Source organism: Streptosporangium sp. NPDC003464 (genome assembly GCF_053588315.1).
This window is the reverse complement of the sequence record NZ_JBSFPS010000091.1, coordinates 1-21,393: the sequence shown is the minus strand read 5'-3', so window position 1 is coordinate 21,393 and position 21,393 is coordinate 1. Positions and strand designations below refer to the sequence as shown.

Below are 21,393 nucleotides of genomic sequence, written 5' to 3'. Positions count from 1 at the left end.
CGCTGACGGCGCGCCCCAGACGGCCGGTGGCCGTACCGGTCACTGAACGGCGTACCCCGGACGGCCGGCGGCCGTTGAACTCCAGGGCTCGCAGGGGCCGCGATGGCGCCCGGCCGGGACGGTCGGGTGAGGACGGCCGGGAGCGGGCCGCCCGCCGGACCGGCCCATGGAGGGCCGGTGGCCGGACGGGCGGGCCTGCGGGCGGTGTCCTAGGCGTCGATGTGGTCGCGGTCGATCTCGGCCGCGCTGCCCACGATGAACTCCCGGCGGGGGGCCACGTCGCTGCCCATCAGGAGATCGAAGATGCGCTCGGCCTCCTCGATGTCCTCGATCCTGACCCGGCGCAGGGTCCGGTGCCGGGGCTCCATGGTCGTCTCGGCCAGCTGGTCGGCGTCCATCTCGCCCAGACCCTTGTAGCGCTGCACCGGGTCCTTCCAGCGCTTGCCGCGGCGCTCCAGGTCACGCAGGACCCGGTGCAGCTCGGCGTCGGAGTAGCAGTAGACGTATTTGCTCTGCCCGCGGCCGGGGTTGGTGACCTCGATCCGGTGCAGCGGCGGGACGGCGGCGAAGACGCGACCGGCCTCGACCATCGGCCTCATGTAGCGGTGGAACAGGGTCAGCAGCAGGCAGCGGATGTGCGCGCCGTCCACGTCGGCGTCGGCCATCAGGATGACCTTGCCGTAGCGGGCGGCCTCGATGTCGAACGAGCGGCCCGAGCCCGCGCCGATGACCTGGATGATCGCGGCACACTCGGCGTTCTTGAGCATGTCGGCGACGGACGCCTTCTGCACGTTCAGGATCTTGCCGCGGATCGGCAGCAGCGCCTGGAACTCCGAGTCGCGGGCGGCGCGGGCGGTGCCCAGCGCCGAGTCGCCCTCGACGATGAACAGCTCGCTGCGGTCCACGTCGTCGCTGCGGCAGTCGACCAGCTTGGCCGGGAGCGCCGAGTTCTCCAGGGCGGTCTTGCGCCGCTGGTTGTCGCGGTGCTCGCGGGCCGCGATGCGGGCCTTCGCGGCTGCGACGATCTTCTCCAGGGCCGCCCGGAGCTGCGGCTTGAGCGCGCGCGAGGGATTGGCGAACAGCTCCTTGAGCTCACGGGAGACCACGTGGGCGACGATCCGCGAGGCCGCCGCGGTGCCCAGGACCTCCTTGGTCTGCCCCTCGAACTGCGGCTCGGGCACCCGGACGGTCACCACGCCGGTGAGGCCCTCCAGGATGTCCTCCCGGGTGACCGGGGCGTCGCCGTTCTTCAGCAGGCGGGTCTCGCGCAGCTGTTCGTTGAGGGTGCGGACCAGGGCGCGCTCGAAGCCGTTGACGTGGGTGCCGCCCTTGGGGGTGGCGATCACGTTGACGAAGGAGCGGACGGTGCTGTCGTAGCCCTTGCCCCAGCGCAGCGCGACGTCCACGGTGAGCTCGCGCTGGACCTCGGTGGGGGTCATGTGCCCCAGGTCGTCGAGGACCGGCACGGTCTCGTGGAAGTGGCCGACGCCCTGCAGCCGCAGCACCTGGCAGACGGCCTCGTCGCGGGCGAGGAACTCGGTGAACTCCGAGATGCCCCCGTCGAAGTGGAACTCCTCCTCGGTCACCTCCTCGCCGCGGCTGTCGCGCACGGCCAGGGTGAGGCCGGGGACCAGGAAGGCGGTCTGGCGGAGGCGGACGTGGATCTCGTCGAGGGAGACCTCGGCCTCGGGCAGGAAGATCTGGCGGTCGGCCCAGAAGCGGACGCGGGTGCCGGTCACCTTGCGGGTGAGCTTGCCGCCGTCGCGCAGGCCGGACTTCTTCTTGAACTTGGCGGTGGGCCCGTCGCCGTCGAAGACGCCGGGGACGCCCCTGCGGAAGCTCATCTCGTGGATCTGGCCGTCGCGGTCGACCTCGACGTCCAGCCGGGACGACAGGGCGTTGACCACGGAGGCGCCGACGCCGTGCAGGCCGCCGGAGGCGGCGTAGGAGCCGCCGCCGAACTTCCCGCCCGCGTGCAGCTTGGTGTAGACGAGCTCGACTCCGGCCAGACCGCTCTTGGGCTCGATGTCCACCGGGATGCCGCGGCCGTTGTCACGGACCTCGATCGACCCGTCGGCGTGCAGCTCGACCTCGATGCGGGTGCAGTAACCGGCCAGGGCCTCGTCGACCCCGTTGTCCACGATCTCCCAGAGACAGTGCATGAGACCGCGACTGTCGGTGGACCCGATGTACATGCCCGGGCGTTTGCGGACGGCTTCGAGACCCTCCAGAACCGACAGATGACGGGCTGTATAACCCGCCTCCACGCTAACTGCGGTCACACCCACTCCCACTCTGCTCGAACACGTGTGCGCAGCCTACCGTTCTTCCCGGCGCGGCGCGTACAAGCTTGCCATCAGGGTCCCAACAGCGTTACTTCCGGCGTGCCCGCCGTTACTTTCGGACACTTTCCGCTCTCGGCGTAGCCGGGGGTCGGTTGGGAACGTTCGCATCGGGTTAGATGTTCTCTCAAGTGACTGACGCCAGATCCTCCACACGGGGATGACCTGAAAGGCGATACGTGACTGGAACTCTCGCCCCCGCCAAGCAGCTGAAGGCCACGGACCGCTGTGACCGGTGTGGCGCCCAGGCCTACATCCGCGCAACCCTGCCCGTAGGTGGGGAGCTGCTCTTCTGCGCCCACCACGGGCGGCAGCACGTAGCTGTGCTCAGAGCCAAGGGCGCCGACATCCAGGACGAGTCGGCACGCCTCAGCGACACCCCTTCGACCGCAAGCAATGACGAACGGTAGGAATCACCGGACCCGATAGTGATATCGGCCGGACACCGTGAAGCCCTGCTGTCCGTAGAGCGACCGGGCCGCGGTGTTCGACTCCACCACGACGAGATATGCCTTCTGCGCGCCCTGCTCCCACGCATGTGAGAGCAGGGCGCGCAGTATCTCCCGCCCATGCCCCCGGCGCCGGGCCTCCGGCGCCACGGCCATGCAGTAGATCCCGAACCACTCTCCCTGGACGACACCCCGCCCGACGGCCTGCCGCCCCAGCGAGGCGTATACGGCGGGCACGCCGGTGAGGATCCGTCCGGCCGTCGCCAGCCCCTCGTCACCGAACCTCCCGTCCACGCTCCACCAGGTGTCCAGCCACGCCTGTGAGGGCGCCGGCACGAGCTCGACCCCTCCCCCGGCCGGTACGGCGTGCGTCAGCGGCGCCGTCATGACCAGCGTGGGGTCCACCAACCGATAATCACGCGCCCGCAGCTCCGCGTCCAGCCCGCCGGACGCGCCCGCGCCCACGGAGAACACGCACGGCAGCCCCCGGTCGGCGTAGAACTTCTCCGCCTCGGCGACGGCCTCGCCCAGGTTCTCCGGCTCCCCGAGCGGCAGCACCGAGTTGGCCCGCTTGGTCACCCCGTCCGCGGCGCGCAGCACCCATCCGCCCACGTCCACCCGGTGGAACGCCGGCCAGGCCCGGTCGACGAGGCGGTCGAAAACGTCGTCGTTCATGGCCGGAGATCCTAGCTCCCCGCCCCCCGCACTACGCTCGGCGACTGTGTTGATTCTGCTACCACCGTCGGAGGGGAAGGCCGAGCTGGGCGACGGCCCCGCTCTCGACCTGTCCCGGCTGAGCTTCCCCTCCCTGAACGCGTCCAGGGAGGCCGTCGTGGAGGCGCTCACCGCGCTCTGCGACAGGCCCGAGGCGCCGGCCGTGCTCGGACTGTCGCCGGGACAGCTCGGCGAGCTCGACAAGGACCGGGCTCTGCGGACCGCGCCCACCCTGACGGCCGCCGAGCTCTACACCGGCGTCCTCTACGACAACCTGGGCCTGGCCTCGCTGTCGCCCGGGGCGGCCGGGCGGGCGGCGGAGAGCGTTCTGATCTTCTCCGGGCTCTGGGGCCTGCTCCGGATCGGCGACCGGGTGCCACCGTACCGCCTGGCCATGGGCGTGCGCCTGCCGCCGATGGGTGGGCTGGGAGCCTACTGGCGCCGGGCTGTCACACCGGTCCTGGACGCCCGGCCCGGCCTGGTGGTGGACCTGCGCTCCAGCAGCTACGCGACGGCCTGGCAGCCCGGCGGCCGGGCGGTCGCGGTGCGGGTCTTCAGGGACGGCAAGGTCGTCACCCACATGGCCAAGGCCACCCGGGGCGTGGTCGCCCGCTCCCTGCTGGAGGCCGGCTGCGATCCTCAGACGCCGGAGGAGCTGGTCAAGATTCTGGACGACCTCGGCCACGCCGTCACCCTCGGCCCGCCTCCCACCGGCAGGCGGCCGTGGAGCCTCGACATCACGGTGTGACCCGCGGCGCGGCCTCCGGTGCGGGTCTCCTCCTCCGGCCGGAGCCGGGTCGGCGCGCCGTCCCGAGGCCGGGGCACCGGGCCGCCGCTCCGCCGTAACGCGACAGGGCCCGCGCCGTGTGGCGCGGGCCCTGTGCCGCGGAGTCTCAGTCGAGGTAGTCGCGCAGGACCTGGGACCGGGACGGGTGACGGAGCTTGGACATGGTCTTGGACTCGATCTGCCGGATGCGCTCGCGCGTCACCCCGTAGACCTTGCCGATCTCGTCCAGCGTCTTGGGCTGACCGTCGGTCAGGCCGAAACGCATCGAGACCACGCCCGCCTCGCGCTCGGACAAGGTGTCCAGAACGGAGTGGAGCTGCTCCTGCAGGAGCGTGAAGCTGACCGCGTCGGCCGGGACGATCGCCTCGGAGTCCTCGATGAGGTCACCGAACTCGCTGTCGCCCTCCTCACCCAGCGGGGTGTGCAGGGAGATCGGCTCACGGCCGTACTTCTGGACCTCGACGACCTTCTCAGGGGTCATGTCGAGCTCGCGGGCCAGCTCCTCGGGGGTCGGCTCGCGGCCCAGGTCCTGCAGCATCTGCCGCTGGACACGGGCCAGCTTGTTGATCACTTCCACCATGTGGACCGGGATGCGGATGGTCCGCGCCTGGTCGGCCATGGCCCGGGTGATCGCCTGCCGGATCCACCACGTGGCGTAGGTGGAGAACTTGTAGCCCTTGGTGTAGTCGAACTTCTCGACCGCACGGATCAGGCCCAGGTTCCCCTCCTGGATCAGGTCCAGGAAGAGCATGCCACGGCCGGTGTAGCGCTTGGCCAGCGAGACCACCAGACGGAGGTTGGCCTCCAGCAGGTGGTTCTTGGCCCGGCGCCCGTCTTCGGCGATCCATTCGAGTTCGGCGCGGACGTCCACCGGGAGCCTGTCGCCGTCGGTGCCCAGCTGCTCCTCGGCGAACAGGCCGGCCTCGATGCGCTTGGCGAGCTCGACCTCCTGCTCGGCGTTGAGCAGGGGGACCTTGCCGATCTGCTTGAGGTAGTCCTTGACCGGGTCGGCAGTGGCACCGGCGGCGGCGACCTGCGGCACGGGAGCGTCGTCGTCGTCGTCGGAGAGGATGAGGACCTCGTCCTCGTTCTGCCCGACGGCCTCGGCCTTCGGCTCCTCCTCGACCTCGACCTCGGCCTCGGTCTCAGCCTCGATCTCGACTTCGACCTCGACCTCGAGGTCGAAGTCCTCGATCTCGACGTCGTCCTCGAGCTCGATGACCTCGTCGTCCTCGCCGCCGGCCACCTTCGGCTTGGGCTCGGACTTGGCCGTGGGCGCGGGCGCCTCGGGTCCGGCCTTCTTCGGCGGACCGGGGATCGGTTTCTTGGCAGCCGGGGCGACCTTCTTGGCGGGAGCCGTCGGCTTCTTGGCCGCGGGCGCGGACTCGGAGCCGCCGACGACCGCGGTGACGGTCTCCGGCTGCTCCTTGGCCGCCGCGGCGGTCTTGGTCTTCTTGACGGTGGCGGGAGCGGCAGGGGTGCGGCGCTTGTTCGAAGTCCGGGACTTCTTGGGGGCCGCGGAGTCCTCAGCGGTCAGCCGTACGGTGATGCCCTCTTTGCTGAGGCTACGCAGGATTCCAGCGACCTGCGCCATCGGGATGTCCGCTTCCTCGACGGCCTTGCGGACATCCTCGGACTCGAGGAACCCCTGCGAGCGCCCCCGCTCCATCAGCTGCTGAATGACGGGCTCGTTCAGCTCGGATGGCTTCGAGCGAGTCGAACTTGCAGGCGACACGAACACCTCTCGAAGGAAAGCGTGACGAGAATGGACCCAGATGCCCACTAGGGGCGGTTACCTCTAGTTGTGATGATGAACGAGGCCGCGCGAACCGCGACGCACCTGTCCAGCATTGTGACACGACACCGTGATCCATACGGCCGCCTCCTGGCGGTTGCCCTCCACCCTAGGCCGACCAAGAGAGTAGTGCGTACGGAAGCGGGGCACCGATACCCGAAAGCAACCGTTATGACTGTTTCATTCAGTCACTCTTCGTGGCCGGAGGGACATGGATCGCCAGCACCGTGACGTCATCATCCTGCTCATATCCTGACAGCATCCGATCAACGAGGAAATCCAGCAACATGTGCGGGCTTCCCACGACTTCGGGCGGCGCTTCGGTCACAACAGAGCAAAGTTCAGCAAGACCGGCATCCAGCCCACGCTTCCGGTTCTCCACCAGACCGTCCGAATACAGGACGGCGGTGTGGCCGGGCGGGACGCAGAAGCGGAACTGCCTGCGGCTCGTCGGCCAGCCGAGCGGGGTGCCCGGCTCGCCCTCGCACAGCAGCGGCATGCCCTGCGGTGAGACCAGCAGCGGCGGCGGGTGGCCGGCCAGCGCCAGCGTGCCCTCTCCCGTGCCGGGCTCCACGACCATGTAGGCGAGGGTCGTGACCTGCTCTTCCTCCTCTGTGGCCTCGAAGACCCGGTCCAGGCCGGTGAGGACCGCCGCGGGCGGCGGGTTGGTCAGCGCCAGGGCCCGCATGGCGTTGCGGATGCGGCCCATGCCGGCCGCGGCCTTGACGCCCTTGCCCATGACGTCGCCGACCACCGCCGCGACCCGGCCGTCCTGCAGGACGAACGCGTCGTACCAGTCGCCGCCGACCTGCACGTGGCGGCTGCCCGAGCGGAAGCGCTGGGCCAGCACCAGGCCGCGCACCACCGGCAGGCGGTCGGGCAGGAGGCTGCGCTGGAGCGTCTCGGCGGTGCGGTGCTCGCGCTCGAACAGGGTGGCCCGCTCCACGGCCAGGGCGCACTGCCCGGCGAGCGCCTCCAGGAACACCCCGTCTTCCTGGGAGATCTTCTGCGGACGGGTGAAGGAGAACCGCAGCGCGCCGAGCGCGCGTCCCGCGGCCAGCAGCGGCAGGCCCACCCAGGCCCGCTCGTCGCTGTGGGCGATGAAGCCGGTGACGGTCTCCTCGTCACCGCCGGCGTCCACGAGCTGGGCGCGCAGGCTGTCGGGCGACTCGGCGAAGACCGGACGGCGGCTGTTGACCGCCATGGTCATCACGCTGGAGTGCGACAGCGGGATCTCCTCGCCGGGCGCGCCGGGGACGTCCGGGATGCCGCCGCTGTTGACCAGCTTCAGCGCGGCCCGCTCGACGTCGAGCAGGGCCACGGCCGAACGGTCGGCCGCCAGCGCCGTACGGCCCACGTCGATGATGACCTGGACGACCTGTTCGACGGTGAGCGCCTCGGCGAGCTGCGCCGTGGCGCCCTGCAGCCGCGCCGTCCGCAGGGCGGCGGCGCCGAGCTGGTCGGTGAGCCTGCCCCGCATCTCCTCGGCCTCGCGCTGCGGGGTGACGTCGGTGTTGGCGCCCACCCACTCGACCACCCGGCCGTGCCGGATGATCGGCACCGCGCGCACCTCGAAGTGGCGGTAGCCGCTGGCCCGGGTGCGGACCCGGTAGTTCCACTCGAACATGGTCCGGCCGCGCAGGGCCTCGCGCCAGGCCTCCTCCGCGTGCGGGCGGTCGTCGGGGTGGACGGCCTCCAGCCATCCGTGGGCGAGGTATTCCTCCAGGCCCTGGCCGGTGATGGCGCGCCACTGCGGCGCGTCCTCCGCCACGGCCCCGGTGGGGGCGGTGATCCACACGAGCTGGGACTGGGCCTCGACCAGCGAGCGGTAGCGCTCCTCGCTGCGCCGCAGGTCCTCCTCGACCTGCCTGCTGTCGGTGATGTCCACGCCGACCAGGCAGACCGCGCGCAGCGCGCCCTTGTCGTCGTGGATCGGGGAGAAGGTCAGCGACCAGTGACGGGTCTGCCCGTCGGAGGTGCGCACCCGGATCCGCTGGTCGGACTCGACCCCGGTCCCCTCGACGACGCCGCGGACCGACCCCTCCACCAGCGCGGTGAGGTCGGCGGAGAGCAGCTCGCCCGGGGCCCGGCCGACCAGGCGCTCGACCGGCAGGCCGACCACGTCGGCGAAGACCTCGTCGACCCGCTGGAACCGGCCCTCGGGGTCGAAGAACGCGAAGGCGAACGGCGACTGCGACAACAGGCCCTGCAACAGGCCGGGGTCTGAGATGTCCACACCCGACTCCCGGGGACGGGGCACGGAGGTTTCGGCGCTCACAGTCGGCACCTCCGTCGCGTGCCAGGGTCTCCCACGAGGCACATCTCCAAACTTGCGAATTGGCGTAGCGCAGCTCCGGGGGACCGGATCCTGCAGTACATCATCGGCGATGGGTGCACGCGGACGGAAGCCCCGCCCATGATGCGGTCGGCGCATCCCGCGGAGCTCCCGGTCCCGAAGCCCGGGCCCCCCACGCTAACGCGCCGGGTCCCCGGCCCGGGCGCCACCCGACCGGCATCGCGCCGGAGCGGGACGGCGGTGCCGCCCCCCATCGCGTCCGCCCCCCTCCAGGGGTCGCCGCGACGGCCGCACCGGGGTGCGGGCGGCCCGCTCCCGGACGCTCCCGCCCGCTTCACGTCCTCGCCCCCGCCGACCTGCGCCGGCCTGGGCGTGACGCCGCCCCCACCGCCCTCCCGGGGCACCAGCGTGATCATCGCTGACGCCTTCGAACGTATGCGGCCAGGACCCTAGCAGGATCAAGCCGGACCGTCCCGACAACTGCCCACCTCATCTCCTTCAGCGTCCCAAGCAAGATCAGGCTACTGACTGATTGGCGATTTGGCTGCCCCTTCGCGAACACTCGTTTACTCCCGGGTCGACAAATCGAGTCAGGGTTGGGGTCAGCTTCGCATGTCACCCACTTAAGGGTTGACACTCGCGCGATAAGTTGTGGAATGAGAACGCACGTCCCCGCCGTCCATCCGGGGGATGCTCCCCGGGAAAACCGGAGGAATGCGACGCCCATGCCCGCACTCGCCATCCGCTTCACCGGCGGCACAACGACGTTCCAGGACCCGGTGAGCGCCCGTCTGGCCTCCGAGTTCCTCACCGTCCCCCTTGGCACCGTGGCACGGTGCGTGGCCGATGTGAGAGCCTGCGCCGAGCATCTGGGGGTCGACGCGACACCCGAGGTGATCGAGCGCGTGGCCCGCGAGCATCTGCTCGCCCGCGTGAACTCCGCGCCGCCACCGCGAAGTCCCCGGTAACATCGGGATCACCGGGCCGTGTTCCACGCACCGTCTGGCCCGGGAATGCGAGAAGGTTGGGACGTGAGCGAGCGGAGCGAGCGAGCCAATCAGCGCGGCGGCACTGGGCTCATACGGCCGACGGGGGAGGCCGCTTGAGCCGGCGACACCGTCGAGACCCTAGGGAGAGCCAGTCCCCGGACGAGGTGTTCTCCGAGATGCTGCTCGCCGCTCGCGAACTGCTGGCCGTGCGCAGCCCGCTGGACGCCGAGCTCATGGTCTCCGACATGGTCGGGGCCTGGTGGGGACGGCGGCTGCGGCGCGGGGACGCCGAGCAGGTCCTCGGCGAGGGGCTGGTCGACTACGCCGCCAAGGCGGGGTCCCCCGCCGCGCTGACCCTGCTGATCGCGCTGGCCTACCTCGGCACGGCCCGCCAGGCCGCCAAGGCCGAGGGCGCCGCGCTGGCGCTCATCGAGCGCGACGTGGCCAGGCCCCGCTGGGCCGACCGGCTGGGCGCGGTCAAGCCGGCCGGCTGCTACGTCTCCCGCGACGCCTACGGCGACCAGGACACCGTGGTGTGCACCTTCGCCTACCGCGGCGCCGACAGCGGCGAGGACCGGCACGCGCTGGTCGTGGTCGTCGACTACAACATGCGGGGGATCGCCCGCGACGCCTGGGTCTCCTCGCACGTGGACAAGCTCCTGGAGCAGGCCGGGGCCGAGGCCGAGGCCAACCCGATGCTGAGGTTCGAGGAGATCGAGCCGCAGCAGGCCAGGGCGCTGCTGGAGTCGGCGATGAAGGCCACCGTGGACTACGGCGACCGCCGGACGACCGCGCCGGTCAGCGACAGCTACAGCGCCTACCACGCCTTCGCCCGGTCCCGGATCAAGGCCCTGCCGCCCGGCCGCAAGCGCCCGGCCCCGCTCCACAGCGAGGCCCCCTACAGCCGCGACCGCCGGGCGATGCTGGCGGCGGAGTTCCTCTCCTCGGACGCGGCCGAGCACCTGTCGGACCCGTCGGCGGCCTCGCGGTGCGCCGACCACATCATCGACTACGGCTGCGACCAGGACTTCGGCCGCCCGCTGCGGGTGAGCCCGACCAAGTGCCAGACGTTCCTGCTCGACTGGCTGCCGCGCAAGGTCATGCTCAGCCCGGCCGAGCAGGAGGCCGTCCCCTACGTGCTGGGGGCCTGGGCACGCTTCGCCGCGCGCCGGACCGGCCTGGCCGAGGAGGGCCTGCGCGCCACGCTCGACGGGATCTGGGAGGCCACGGCCAGGTTCGCCGAGACCTACCGCGACCCGACCACCTTCGGCCTCGACCGCGACCTGCTGGACCGGCTGCTGCCGGACGGCGACCTGTCGGCGCTGGCCCGGCGGGTGTTCGCGTTCCCGTTCCTGCAGGGCACGCACGGCGAGATCAAGCTCGACCTGCTCAACCCGGCCGACGAGACCGACCGGCGGGTCCTGCTGGGCATCGACCACGGCGGCGAGCTCGACCGGCCCGACTACGACGAGCACCTCGCCTGGCACGAGGAGATCGCCGGTCGGCTCTGGGAGGGCGACCCGCCGCAGCTGTGGGAGGCCGCCCAGCGGCTGCTGGATCTCGGCCACGACCGGCACGACGTGCTGCACGTGCTGATCGAGATCGCCGAACGGATCGGTGACGACCCCGAGGAGCTGGCCATCGCCCTCGACGACATCGCCGACATTCCCGACGAGCCTCCGATGTAGGTGAGCCATGATGATCGACCTCAACGCCGACCTCGGCGAGGGTTTCGGAATCTGGCGGCTGGGCGACGACATGGCCCTGCTCGACCTGGTGACCAGCGCGAACATCGCCTGCGGGTTCCACGCCGGCGACCCGCTGACCATCCGCCGCACCTGCGCGGCGGCGGTGGACCGGGGCGTGGCAATCGGCGCCCAGGTGTCCTACCGGGACCTGGCCGGGTTCGGGCGGCGCGAGATGGAGGTGGACCCGGAGGAGCTCTGCGCCGAGGTGCTCTACCAGCTGGCGGCGGTGGACGGGATCGCCAGGGCGATGGGCGGCCGGGTCTCCTACGTCAAGCCGCACGGCGCGCTCTACAACCGGATCTGCCGCGACCCCGAGCAGGCCGACGCGGTCGTGGAGGCCGTGGCCGACTACGACCGCGGCCTGCCGGTGCTCACCCTGCCCGGTTCGGCCGTCCATGAGATCGCCGCCCGGGAGGGCGTCGCCACCGTCACCGAGGCCTTCGCCGACCGCGCCTACACCCCCTCGGGGGCCCTGGTCCCCCGCCGCTCACCCGGCGCGGTGCTGCACGACCCCGCCGAGGTCGCGGCCCGGGCGGTGCGCATGGCGACCGCCCACACGGTGACCGCGGTGGACGGCTCGCAGGTCCCGGTGGACGCCCGCTCGATCTGCGTGCACGGCGACACCCCTGACGCCGTGCTGCTGGCGCGGGCCGTCCGTGACGGCCTGGCCGCGGCCGGGGTGACGCTGAAGGCGTTCACGTGAGGCAGGAGCGGTGACCGGCGGGCCCCTCCCCCGGCACGGCCCGGGCGACGCCCGCCCCGCGCAAGCACCGGAGCACCGTCCGCCGGCCGGTCCGGAGAGAGCACACCCCGGCGACGCCCGCCCCGCGGAGACGCCGGAGCACCGCCCGGAGGGAGCGGGCGCGCCCCTCGGGGCGGACGAGACCCATGGGCAGAGCATCTCCCTCCCGGCGGAGCCCCCCGCGGAGACTCCCGCCGGGGGAGCCCCGGGGCGCGGGGAGCCGATCCGCCGGGCCGGGGAGCACGCCCTGCTGGTGGAGACCGGGTCACTGGAGGTCTCCCACCGGCTGGACGCCCTCCTGCGGGAGGGCCGGCCGGCCGGGGTGGTCGAGATCGTGCCCGGCCCGGCGACCGTCCTCGTCGTCGCACCGGGCGCCGACCTGTCCCGGCTCCGCTCCCGCCTGTCCCTCCTGCTCGGTACGGCGCGCGAGGCCGGAGCCGGCTCCCCCGCCGCCCGGAGGACGGTGACGGTCCCGGTGGTCTACGACGGCGCCGACCTGGACGACGTGGCCGCCCTGAGCGGGCTGTCCGCCGGAGAGGTCGTCGAGCGGCACACCCGGCGGGAGCTGGTGGTGGGCTGGCTCGGCTTCGCCCCGGGGTTCGCCTACCTCACCGGCCTGGACCCGGTGCTGCACGTGCCCCGGCTGCCCACCCCCCGGACCTCGGTGCCCGCCGGCTCCGTGGCGATCGCCGGCCCCTACTCGGCGGTCTACCCCTCGGCCTCGCCCGGGGGCTGGCGGCTGCTCGGGCGCTCCCTCATGGCGGTGTGGGACGTGAGCGCCGATCCGCCCGCCGTACTGACGCCGGGCACGCGGGTGCGCTTCCAGGCGGTCACCGGCCCATGATCGAGGTCGTCGCACCGGGACCGTACGCCACCGTGCAGGATCTCGGCCGCCCCGGCCACGGCCACCTCGGCGTGCCGCGCTCCGGCGCCGCCGACGCGCCGAGCCTGCGGCTGGCCAACCGTCTGGTCGGCAATCCGGAGGGCGCCGCCGGGATCGAGCTGACCTTCGGCGGCGCCCGGCTGCGCTTCACCGGCGGGGCCTGGGCCGCCGTCACCGGCGCCCCCTGTCCGCTGGAGCTGCGCCGGCCGGGCGGGGTGGTCCGGCCGGGGATGGCCGCGCCGTTCTGGGTGCCGCCGGGCGGCGAGCTGCGGGTGGCGCTGCCCTCCACCGGCCTGCGGACCTACGTCGCGGTCCGGGGCGGCGTCGACGCGCCCGTCACCATGGGGAGCCGCTCGACCGACTCCCTGTCCGGTCTCGGCCCCGCTCCGCTCCGGGCCGGCACGGTCCTGCCCGTGGGGCCGACCGGCGCCCTGCCCCCCATCACCGTGGACGCGGCGCCGCTCCCCGCCGCCCGGCCGGATGTGCTGCGGATCCTGCCGGGCCCCCGCGACGACTGGTTCGTCCCCGGGGCGCTGGCGGCCCTGTGCGCGCAGCCGTATCTGGTGAGCCAGGACAGCAACCGGGTCGGCGTGCGGCTGGAGGGCGCCCGCCTGGAGCGCGCCCGCGGCGGGGAGCTGCCCAGCGAGGGCATGGTCGCCGGCGCCCTCCAGGTGCCGCCCGACGGGCGGCCGATCGTCTTCCTCGCCGACCACCCGCCGACGGGCGGCTATCCGGTGATCGCCGTCCTCGTCTCGGCCGACCTCGCCGGCGCCGCCCAGCTCCGCCCCGGCGACCGGGTCCGCTTCCGCCTCGGCCGGGAACGGGCCTGAGCAGGCGGCCGGCGGCGGGCTCAGGCCAGCAGCGCGGCGACCCGACGGGTCTCGGCGGCCAGGGCGGCGGCGGGGACGTCCTCCAGAAGGTCGAGGGTGATCTCGCCGTTCTTCGCCTCCCAGACTCCGGCCACCCGGCCCTGGTGGACCACGACCGGGGAGATCCAGCCGGCGGCCCGGCTGACCTTGGGCCGGGCCTCCTTCGGCAGGAGGGCTTCGAGGTCGCGGGGGGCGCCGAGGATGTATTGGTCGAAGCCGGGCAGCAGGTGGACCCCGGTGGACGGCCGGGCCGTGGCCAGGTCGTCGAGATGCTCGGCGAGCACGACCATGGGACGGCCCTCCACCTCGACCTCGGCGAGCTCGGGGGCGAGGTCGGCGAACCAGCCGCGCAGCATCGCCTTGCGCGCGCCGCCCCGGTAGAGCCAGGTGTCGAAGGTCTCGGGGGCGCCGGGACCGTGGGCGCCGAGGAAGGACCGGACCAGGCGCACGCCGCCCTCCTCCGGCGAGAGCGGCTCCGCCGGCCAGCCGGGCACCCAGTCGCGGGGGCTGACGAAGGTCACCTTGCTCCCGCGCGGCGGGCCGTAGCAGAGCTCGCCGAGGAAGCTGAGCGGCTTGAGCAGGGCGCCCCAGCCGGAGGTGAGCGCCTCCTTGAGGTGGGCGTCGCCGGTGACCTCGATGACCCTCTCCACCAGCTCCTCGCGGGTGAGCGTGTGGCCGTCGAGCGCCTTGGGGACCGCGTCGAGGATGGCGGCGACCTCGGCGGCGGTGACGCCGTGGCCACGCTGCCAGGACCCCTTGTCCCAGTTTCGGAAGGCGCCCAGGACGGCGGTGTAGGAGGCCAGTTCGTCGGCGGGGACCAGGTGCAGGGTGCCGCGCGCCGTCCAGGTCTTGACCAGGGTGCGCTCCTGCCACAGGGCCCGGTCGATCTCGCCGGGGCGGGGGGCGGCGTGCCGTACGGCAACCGCCAGCTCCGCCGAGGAGGCCACCTGGGCCTGCACCCCGGTGAGCCGCCGTACCACCGACACCGCGTCGGGCCCGGCCGCCGGGTCGACGAACTGCCGTCCCAGCCGCCACGCCAGCACCTGAGGCCAGGTCACAGAGATAGCCATGGCCCTAATTTCTACACCGTCGTCCTGACAGAACGCAGGCCGGCCGGCGCCGGACAGCGTCAGCCCACGAAGCCGATGTCCTGGTATCTCAGGTCGTAGAAGCCGCGGGCGCCGTAGTTGGCGACGGTGTTCTTGACCGCGACGTTCTGCGGGCGCTGGTAGAGCGTCACCACGTTCACCGCCTCCCAGATCAGCCTGTCGGCGGCGTTGGTGTCGGCGATGGCCTGGGCGTCGTCGAGCTCGGCGGTCGCCTTGCCCATGGCGGCGTCGATCTGCGGGGAGCCGATCCGGCCGAGGTTGGCGTTCCACTGCGGCTGGCCCTTGGAGTCTTTGGTGGCGTTGGCGTACTGGCCGTAACCGCTGGAGATGGGGAAGGGCGTGCCCACGTAGCTGAAGGCGGTGATGTCGTAGTTGCCGGGGATGATGTATTTGGTGAAGTAGTCGTCGCTGGGCACCGCGTGGAGGGTGACCTTGATGCCGACCTGGGCCAGCATGTTCTGGACGAGCTCGGCCTCGGACTTGGTGAGCTGCAGGCCGGACGGCATGACGAAGCGCAGGGTCAGCTCCTTGCCGTTCTTCTTGCGGGTCTGGCCCTCCATCCGCCAGCCGGCGGCGTCCAGGGCCTGCCTGGCCTTCTCGACGTCGTAGACGCCGACCGCGCCCGCGTTGTCCTGGTAGCCCTCCTGGGTGTTCATGAAGAAGTGGTTGTTCAGCAGGACGATCGGCCAGTCCAGGCCCTGCAGGTCGGACTGGGCGATGGCCTGGCGGTTGATGGCCGTCGCGACGGCCCGGCGGACGTTGACGTCGGAGAGCGCCGCGCTCTCGCCGTTCATCGTGATGTGCCGGAAGTCGGGCCCGGCCGCCTGCCGCACGACGGCACCCGGGCTGCTCTTGGCCCGGGCGTAGTCGGGCGCGGACGGACCGATGTCGAAGGTGTCGAGCTCGCCGTTGCTGAAGGCGCCGACCAGCGCGTCGCTCTCCAGCGCCCGGTAGATGATCTGGTCCAGCTTGGCCCTGTCGCCCCACCAGGCGTCGTCCCTGACGACGGTGATGGTCTTGGCCGTCTGGTCGAACGAGACGAACTTGAACGGGCCCGCGGTCACCGGGATCTTGTTCAGCCATCCGCTGTTGAACCCGTTGGGGGTGGCGTTGGTGGACTTGGGATACAGCGGCCCGAACAGCGACTGCCAGTCGCCGAAGGGCTTGGCGAAGGTGACGACGGCCTCGTAGTCGTCCGCGCCCCGCTCCACGCTCTCGATGTCCTTGTAGCCGGTGACGCCCGCGACGCGGTAGTCGCCGTTCTTGCCGTTCATCGCCTGCCACTGGGCCCGGTAGTCCTCCCAGGTGATCGGCTTGCCGTCGGACCACTTCGCGCTCCGGTTGAGCTTCAGCCGGACGACCTGCTTGGGCTTGGTCTCGGTGACCTTCCCCTCCAGCAGGTAGTCGGGATTGGCGGAGATCTCCCCCTTCTCGTCGGAGCGGAAGGCCGAGGGCATGAGCGCGTCGATGACCTTCTTGACCATCGCCAGGTTGCCGTCGACGTGGTTGAGGTTCCAGTTGGTCGGATACTCGTTGAGGCCCCAGCGGAGCAGCCCCCCGTCGCGGACCCGGTCCCGGGGGACCGGGTTGATGTCGTAGGCCCTGACCGCCGAGGCGGAACCGGGCGACGACTCCCCTCCCGCGCCGCCCCGGCCGCCTTCACCGCCCCCGGTCTGACTGCCGCAGCCGGCCAGAGTCAACGAGCCGGCCACGCTCAGGGCGGCGGCGAACGCGCCCACGCGCCGGATTGATATCACGGTTCCTCCTGGTTTATACGACTTTGAGCTTCTCGGCGAAGTGGCATGCGGCGCCGTGATCGGCTCCGAACGGGCGGATCGGGGGCTCCTCGTTCACGCACCGCGCCTGGTCGGTCTCGTCGAGGGTCTTGAACTTGGGGCAGCGGGTGCGGAAGCGGCAGCCGGAGGGAGGGTCGGCCGGGCTGGGCAGGTCGCCCTCGAGCAGGATGCGCCTCCTGGAACGCTCCTTCTCCGGGTCGGGCAGCGGGATCGCCGACAGCAGCGCCTGCGTGTAGGGGTGCATCGGGCTGTCGTAGACCTGGTCGGCCCGGCCGATCTCCACGATCTTGCCGAGATACATGACCGCGACCCGGTCGGCGATGTGCCGGACCACGGCCAGGTCGTGCGCCACGAACAGGTATGACAGGCCCAGACGGCGCTTCAGGCCCTCCAGCAGGTTGATCACACCCGCCTGGATGGACACGTCGAGCGCCGAGACCGGCTCGTCGAGCACGAGGAGCCGGGGCTCCAGCGCGAGCGCCCGGGCGATGGCGATGCGCTGGCGCTGGCCGCCGGAGAAGTCCTGCGGGTAGCGGGCGGCGTGGCCGGGTTCCAGGCCGACCAGGTCGAGCAGCTCCCGGATCCGCGGCCCCGGGTCCTTCCTCCCGTGGGTGCGCAGCGGCTCGGCGACGATGTCGTAGACGGTCATCCTGGGGTCCAGCGAGGCCAGCGGGTCCTGGAAGACGACCTGCACGTCCCGCCGGACCGCCATCCGGTCGCGGGCGCCCAGCGTGGCCGTGTCGTGTCCCAGCACCACGATCGTGCCCCGCTGCGGCCTGGTCAGCTCCAGGATCTCCATCAGCGTGGTCGTCTTGCCGCATCCCGACTCGCCGACCAGGCCGAGCGTCTCCATCCTGCGGACGTCGAAGCTGATGCCGTCCACCGCGTGGACCGTGCCGATCCGCCGCCGGAAGACCGACCCCTTCAGCAGCGGGTGGTGCTTGGCCAGGTCCTCGACCGCCAGGACCACCTCACGCTCCTCGCGCGGCGGCCGTACGGGCCGCATGTGAGCCGCGGGAGGCTCGGGAGAGCCGGCCGCGCGCCCGCCGGTCCCGGCGTGGTAGACCTGGGCCGGCGACCAGCCCTCCGCCTCGATCTCGCCCGCGCGGATGCACGCGGCCAGATGCCCGGGTGAGCCCACCCGCTCCAGCGCCGGCTCCGCGTCGGAGCAGGCCGGGACGGATATCGGACAGCGGGGCTCGAACGGGCAGCCGGGCGGCAGCGCCGCCGGCGACGGCGGGTTCCCCTCGATGGGGACCAGCGGCTGCCCGCCGCCCCGGTCCAGGCGCGGGATGGAGGCGAGCAGGCCCATGGTGTAGGGCATGCGCATGCGGTAGTAGACGTCGTCCACCGCCCCGACCTCGACGGCGCGCCCGGCGTACATGACCAGGACCCGGTCGGCCGACCCCGCCACCACTCCCAGATCGTGGGTGATCAGGATGATCGCCGCGCCGGTCTCCCGCTGCGCCCGCTTCAGCACCTCCAGCACCTGGGCCTGGATCGTGACGTCGAGCGCGGTGGTCGGCTCGTCGCAGATGATCACGTCGGGGTCGTTGGCGATCGCCATCGCGATCATCACGCGCTGGCGCATGCCGCCGGAGAACTCGTGCGGGAACGCCTTGGCGCGCTGCGCGGCGTTGGGGATGCCGACCAGGTCGAGCAGTTCCACGGCCCGCTCGGCGGCCTGCTGCCTGGTGACCTTCTGGTGGATCCGCACGGCCTCGGCGATCTGGTCGCCAACCCGGTAGACCGGGGTGAGCGCGGACAGCGGGTCCTGGAAGACCATCGAGATCGTCTTGCCCCGGAACGCGGTGAGCGTCTTCTCCGCCGCCCCGAGGATCTCCCGGCCCTGCAGCAGCACCGAGCCCGCGACGCGGGCGTGCGGCGGGAGCAGGCCCATCACCGCCAGCGAGGTGACCGACTTGCCGGACCCCGACTCGCCGACGATGCCGAGCACCTCTCCCGGGCGGACCGCGTAGCTGACCCCCCGCACGGCGCGCACCGCGCCGGGTCCGGACCCGAAGGTGACGCTGAGGTCGGTCACCTCGAGGACCGGGCCGGCCGGTCCCGGCCGGACCCCCGGGCCCGCCTGACGCTCGTCACACTCTCTCATTGTCCGCCCCTCTTCGCGCCGGGGTCGAAGGCGTCGCGCAGGGAGTCACCCACGAGGTTCACCGCGAGCACGGTGACGATCAGCAGCCCGGCGCAGAACCAGAACGTCCATGGGGCGTAGACGGCCGTCTTGGCGCCGTCGGCGATGAGGCTGCCCAGCGAGACGTCGGGCGGCTGGATGCCGAAGCCGAAATAGGACAGGGAGGTCTCGGTGAGGATCGCGGCGCTGACGTTCAGTGTGGCGTCCACGGCCAGCAGCGAGGACATGTTCGGGATGACGTGCCGGAATATGATCCTCACCGGCGGCACGCCCATGAACCTGGCCGCCTGGATGAACTCCCGCTCCTTCAGCGAGATGGTCATGCTCCGGACGATCTTCGAGGTGACCATCCACAGGAACAGGGCCAGCACGAGCACGAACAGCAGCCACTGGCCCTCGGCGAAGAGCGGCGACATGATCGCCAGGATCAGGAAGGCCGGCAGCACCAGCATCAGGTCGGTGAGCCAGGTCAGCGACCTGTCCGCCCAGCCCGTGAAGTATCCGGCGAAGGCTCCGACCACGGCCGCCAGCGTGGTGCCGACCACCGCGGCGAGCAGGCCCACGATCAGCGACTTCTGCATGCCGCGCAGCGTCACCGCGTACACGTCGGCACCGGTCTGCAGGGTGCCCCACCAGTGCGCGGCGGAGGGCGGCTGCAGGAACGCCGTGAAGTCCTTGTCGGTGTAGGTCCACCTGCCCAGGTGCGGCCCGGCGAAGGCCAGCAGGAACATCAGGGCCAGCAGCGCGGCCCCCATCCGGCCCTGGGGCGAGTGGAGGAAGTGGGCGCCGACCACCCGGAGCCGGGAGGGCGCCCGGAGCCTGCCGATGGCCGCCTGCTGCTCGGCGAGCTCCTCGTCGGAGATGGTCATCTTCTCGCTCCCCCCACCCGGACCCGGGGATCGAGGACGGCGTGGAGCACGTCGGAGGCCAGCGAGGCGGCCAGCACCGCCAGGGCCGCGAAGCAGCTGATCGCGGCGACGGTGTTGACGTCGTTGGTGGCGATGGAGTTGACGAGCTGCTCGCCCATGCCGTGCCAGCCGAAGATCTTCTCGGTGAAGGTGGTGCCGACCAGCAGCGCGCCGAAGGTGAAGGCGAAGTAGGTGACCGCCGGGATCAGCGCGGTGCGCAGCGCGTGCCGGATCAGCGCGGTACGGCGGCGCAGCCCCTTGGCCATCGCCGTGCGGATGAAGTCGGCGCCGAGCACGTCGAGCATCATGTTGCGCTGGTAGCGGCTGTAGACGGCGACCAGCCCCAGGGAGAGCGAGAGAGTGGGCAGGATCAGGTGCTGGAGCCGGTCCACCGCCTGGGCCGGCAGGCCCCCCGGCAGGCCGGGGGTGGCCTCGCCGCTGACCAGGAAGATCTGGGCGCCGAACAGCCCGTTGAGCCAGACCCCGGCGATGATCAGGATGTTGGCCAGCACGACCGTCGGGACCGCGAGGACGACGAAGGACGCCCCCGTCGACAACCGGTCGAACGCGCCGTACTGCCTGACCGCCGCGTAGGCGCCGACGGACACCCCCGCGACGCTGCCCAGGACCAGGCCGATGGTGATCAGACGCAGGGTGACGCCGACCCGCCGCCCGAGGTCCTCGCTGACCGAGCCGCCGGTCACCGACTTGCCGAAGTCGCCGCGGACGACGTCGCCCGCCCAGGTCAGGTAGCGCTGCGACAGCGGGGTCCGGTCGTTGAGGTTCAGCTCGGTGAGACGGGCGTCGATGACCGCCGGCGGGATCGGCGGGTTGCGGCCCTCGTAGTTGGAGCGGGGGTCGAGCGCGGCCGCCGCCAGCATGTAGGCCAGGCTCGTGGCCACGACGATCAGCACCAGGTAGTTGAGCAGTCGACGAAGAAGGAATCCCGCCATCGTCCCCCCTCCGCGCTCCCTGCTGTCGGTGGCCATCCTGCTACATGTTGCGTCCACTCAACTACAGGGAGTGCTCAATCAGGGGTGCGATCTCGGTCAAGTGCGGTGTCCGCCCCGCTCCACGGGCGCCGGGCCCGCGCCCGGCGGCCCCGCGCCCGCGGCGCGCGGGTCATCGGCCACCGGATCCGGCCCGGCGGCGCGCAGGTCAGTGCCTGACGGCGCGCGGGTCGGCATCCGGCGGCGCGGGTCGACATCCGGCGGCGCGGGTCAGCGTCCGACGGCGCGGGTCAGCGCCCGGCGGCGCGGGCCGGTATCCGGCGGCGCGTGGGTCAGCGTCCGGCGAGTTCGTCCACGGCGGCGCGCAGGTCGGCGCTGGTGATCGTGGTCAGGTCGGCGGCGCTGGCGGTGCCGCCGAGCTGGGCGGCCAGGCGCACGTCACGGCGCATCGCGGCGCGCTCGAACAGCGAGCGCGCGAACCGGCCGTTGCCGAGGCCGTCGATCAGGCCCTCGCCGCAGACCCAGGTGAACACCTCGGCCAGGTCCCGGCGGGCGGCCTCGTCGAACCGGTCACCCGACCGTCCGGCGAGCAGCTCGGCGATCTCGGCGAGCTCGCCCGGCTGATAGGAGGGGAACAGCACGCGCTGGTCGAACCTGCTGGCCAGGCCGGGGTTGGCCGCCAGGAACCCGTCCATCTCGCGTCCGTATCCGGCCAGGATGACCACCAGGCGGTCGCGATCGTCCTCGGCCCGCTTCAGCAGCGTCTGCACCGCCTGGCTGGCCTCGACCCAGCGGTCGAGGACGGCCGCGGCGGCGCCGGAGTCGACGGCCTGGACGGCCCGCGCGTGGGCGGCGGACATGGCG

16 protein-coding genes and 1 pseudogene are annotated in these 21,393 nt (G+C 72.1%); 7 read left to right on the top strand and 10 right to left on the bottom strand.

The features are described from left to right. Window positions 1-209: 209 nt before the first annotated feature. Complete coding sequence (locus tag ACWDS7_RS21105; protein WP_306866867.1) at window positions 210-2,282, bottom strand: DNA gyrase/topoisomerase IV subunit B; 2,073 nt, start codon at window positions 2,280-2,282, stop codon at window positions 210-212. Between the two features lie 239 nt (window positions 2,283-2,521). Here ACWDS7_RS21105 and ACWDS7_RS21100 point away from each other — a divergent pair, with 239 nt between their 5' ends. After that, a complete protein-coding gene (locus ACWDS7_RS21100; RefSeq protein ID WP_451930641.1) occupies window positions 2,522-2,752 on the top strand; it encodes a DUF7455 domain-containing protein in 231 nt (76 codons plus the stop codon). A gap of 3 nt (window positions 2,753-2,755) precedes the next feature. Here ACWDS7_RS21100 and ACWDS7_RS21095 read toward each other — a convergent pair whose 3' ends face one another. Further along, window positions 2,756-3,466, bottom strand: coding sequence for a GNAT family N-acetyltransferase (locus ACWDS7_RS21095; protein WP_451930640.1), 711 nt, complete (start codon window positions 3,464-3,466; stop codon window positions 2,756-2,758). A gap of 46 nt (window positions 3,467-3,512) precedes the next feature. On the opposite strand from ACWDS7_RS21095, the gene ACWDS7_RS21090 reads away from it, so the two are divergent. Further along, entirely contained in the window at window positions 3,513-4,253 is a 741-nt protein-coding gene (locus tag ACWDS7_RS21090; protein ID WP_451930639.1) for a YaaA family protein, read from the top strand. Window positions 4,254-4,398: 145 nt separating this feature from the next. Here the strand turns inward: ACWDS7_RS21090 and ACWDS7_RS21085 are convergent, their stop codons facing one another. Then, complete coding sequence (locus ACWDS7_RS21085; protein WP_451930638.1) at window positions 4,399-6,027, bottom strand: RNA polymerase sigma factor; 1,629 nt, start codon at window positions 6,025-6,027, stop codon at window positions 4,399-4,401. 244 nt (window positions 6,028-6,271) lie between these two features. Continuing rightward, window positions 6,272-8,365 carry a SpoIIE family protein phosphatase gene (locus ACWDS7_RS21080; RefSeq protein ID WP_306866857.1) on the bottom strand — a complete coding sequence of 698 codons (2,094 nt, stop codon included), beginning with the start codon at window positions 8,363-8,365 and terminating at the stop codon, window positions 6,272-6,274. Window positions 8,366-9,108: 743 nt separating this feature from the next. On the opposite strand from ACWDS7_RS21080, the gene ACWDS7_RS21075 reads away from it, so the two are divergent. From ACWDS7_RS21075 to ACWDS7_RS21055, 5 genes are all read left to right on the top strand, one after another. Continuing rightward, window positions 9,109-9,351 carry a hypothetical protein gene (locus ACWDS7_RS21075; RefSeq protein WP_306866855.1) on the top strand — a complete coding sequence of 81 codons (243 nt, stop codon included), beginning with the start codon at window positions 9,109-9,111 and terminating at the stop codon, window positions 9,349-9,351. A 197-nt stretch (window positions 9,352-9,548) separates the two neighbouring features. Further along, entirely contained in the window at window positions 9,549-11,060 is a 1,512-nt protein-coding gene (locus ACWDS7_RS21070) for a hypothetical protein (protein WP_306875589.1), read from the top strand. A gap of 7 nt (window positions 11,061-11,067) precedes the next feature. Next, window positions 11,068-11,823: a LamB/YcsF family protein gene (locus tag ACWDS7_RS21065; RefSeq protein WP_306866853.1), complete on the top strand. Its 756-nt coding sequence runs from the start codon at window positions 11,068-11,070 to the stop codon at window positions 11,821-11,823. A 10-nt stretch (window positions 11,824-11,833) separates the two neighbouring features. Next, entirely contained in the window at window positions 11,834-12,706 is an 873-nt protein-coding gene (locus ACWDS7_RS21060) for a carboxyltransferase domain-containing protein (protein WP_451930637.1), read from the top strand. Beyond that, on the top strand, window positions 12,703-13,575 hold the full coding sequence (locus ACWDS7_RS21055) for a 5-oxoprolinase subunit C family protein (RefSeq protein WP_451930636.1): 873 nt from the start codon (window positions 12,703-12,705) through the stop codon (window positions 13,573-13,575). The genes ACWDS7_RS21060 and ACWDS7_RS21055 overlap by 4 nt, the downstream gene beginning before the upstream one ends. Before the next feature lie 20 nt (window positions 13,576-13,595). Here ACWDS7_RS21055 and ACWDS7_RS21050 read toward each other — a convergent pair whose 3' ends face one another. The 6 genes and pseudogenes from ACWDS7_RS21050 to ACWDS7_RS21025 all read right to left on the bottom strand — a co-directional run. Beyond that, window positions 13,596-14,684 carry a winged helix DNA-binding domain-containing protein gene (locus ACWDS7_RS21050; RefSeq protein WP_451930635.1) on the bottom strand — a complete coding sequence of 363 codons (1,089 nt, stop codon included), beginning with the start codon at window positions 14,682-14,684 and terminating at the stop codon, window positions 13,596-13,598. Window positions 14,685-14,743: 59 nt separating this feature from the next. Beyond that, the gene (locus ACWDS7_RS21045; RefSeq protein ID WP_451930634.1) at window positions 14,744-16,480 is read right to left on the bottom strand and encodes an ABC transporter family substrate-binding protein; all 1,737 of its coding nucleotides are present in this window, start codon (window positions 16,478-16,480) and stop codon (window positions 14,744-14,746) included. Between the two features lie 13 nt (window positions 16,481-16,493). Further along, on the bottom strand, window positions 16,494-18,632 hold the full coding sequence (locus ACWDS7_RS21040) for an ABC transporter ATP-binding protein (protein WP_451930633.1): 2,139 nt from the start codon (window positions 18,630-18,632) through the stop codon (window positions 16,494-16,496). Further along, the gene (locus ACWDS7_RS21035) at window positions 18,629-19,540 is read right to left on the bottom strand and encodes an ABC transporter permease (RefSeq protein WP_306866838.1); all 912 of its coding nucleotides are present in this window, start codon (window positions 19,538-19,540) and stop codon (window positions 18,629-18,631) included. Before ACWDS7_RS21035 ends, ACWDS7_RS21040 begins: the two co-directional genes overlap by 4 nt. After that, on the bottom strand, window positions 19,537-20,532 hold the full coding sequence (locus ACWDS7_RS21030; protein ID WP_451930647.1) for an ABC transporter permease: 996 nt from the start codon (window positions 20,530-20,532) through the stop codon (window positions 19,537-19,539). Before ACWDS7_RS21030 ends, ACWDS7_RS21035 begins: the two co-directional genes overlap by 4 nt. A gap of 329 nt (window positions 20,533-20,861) precedes the next feature. Further along, a pseudogene (locus ACWDS7_RS21025) lies at window positions 20,862-21,393 on the bottom strand (hypothetical protein); the annotation flags it as partial.

Excerpts from the sequence above, each read along its gene's own strand:
- ACWDS7_RS21065 (WP_306866853.1), top strand. The coding sequence starts at position 11,068 with ATGATGATCGACCTCAACGCCGACCTCGGCGAGGGTTTCGGAATCTGG.
- ACWDS7_RS21070 (WP_306875589.1), top strand. The coding sequence starts at position 9,549 with ATGCTGCTCGCCGCTCGCGAACTGCTGGCCGTGCGCAGCCCGCTGGAC.
- ACWDS7_RS21055 (WP_451930636.1), top strand. The coding sequence starts at position 12,703 with ATGATCGAGGTCGTCGCACCGGGACCGTACGCCACCGTGCAGGATCTC.
- ACWDS7_RS21095 (WP_451930640.1), bottom strand. The coding sequence starts at position 3,466 with ATGAACGACGACGTTTTCGACCGCCTCGTCGACCGGGCCTGGCCGGCG.
- ACWDS7_RS21040 (WP_451930633.1), bottom strand. The coding sequence starts at position 18,632 with ATGAGAGAGTGTGACGAGCGTCAGGCGGGCCCGGGGGTCCGGCCGGGA.
- ACWDS7_RS21075 (WP_306866855.1), top strand. The coding sequence starts at position 9,109 with ATGCCCGCACTCGCCATCCGCTTCACCGGCGGCACAACGACGTTCCAG.
- ACWDS7_RS21030 (WP_451930647.1), bottom strand. The coding sequence starts at position 20,532 with ATGGCGGGATTCCTTCTTCGTCGACTGCTCAACTACCTGGTGCTGATC.
- ACWDS7_RS21035 (WP_306866838.1), bottom strand. The coding sequence starts at position 19,540 with ATGACCATCTCCGACGAGGAGCTCGCCGAGCAGCAGGCGGCCATCGGC.
- ACWDS7_RS21050 (WP_451930635.1), bottom strand. The coding sequence starts at position 14,684 with ATGGCTATCTCTGTGACCTGGCCTCAGGTGCTGGCGTGGCGGCTGGGA.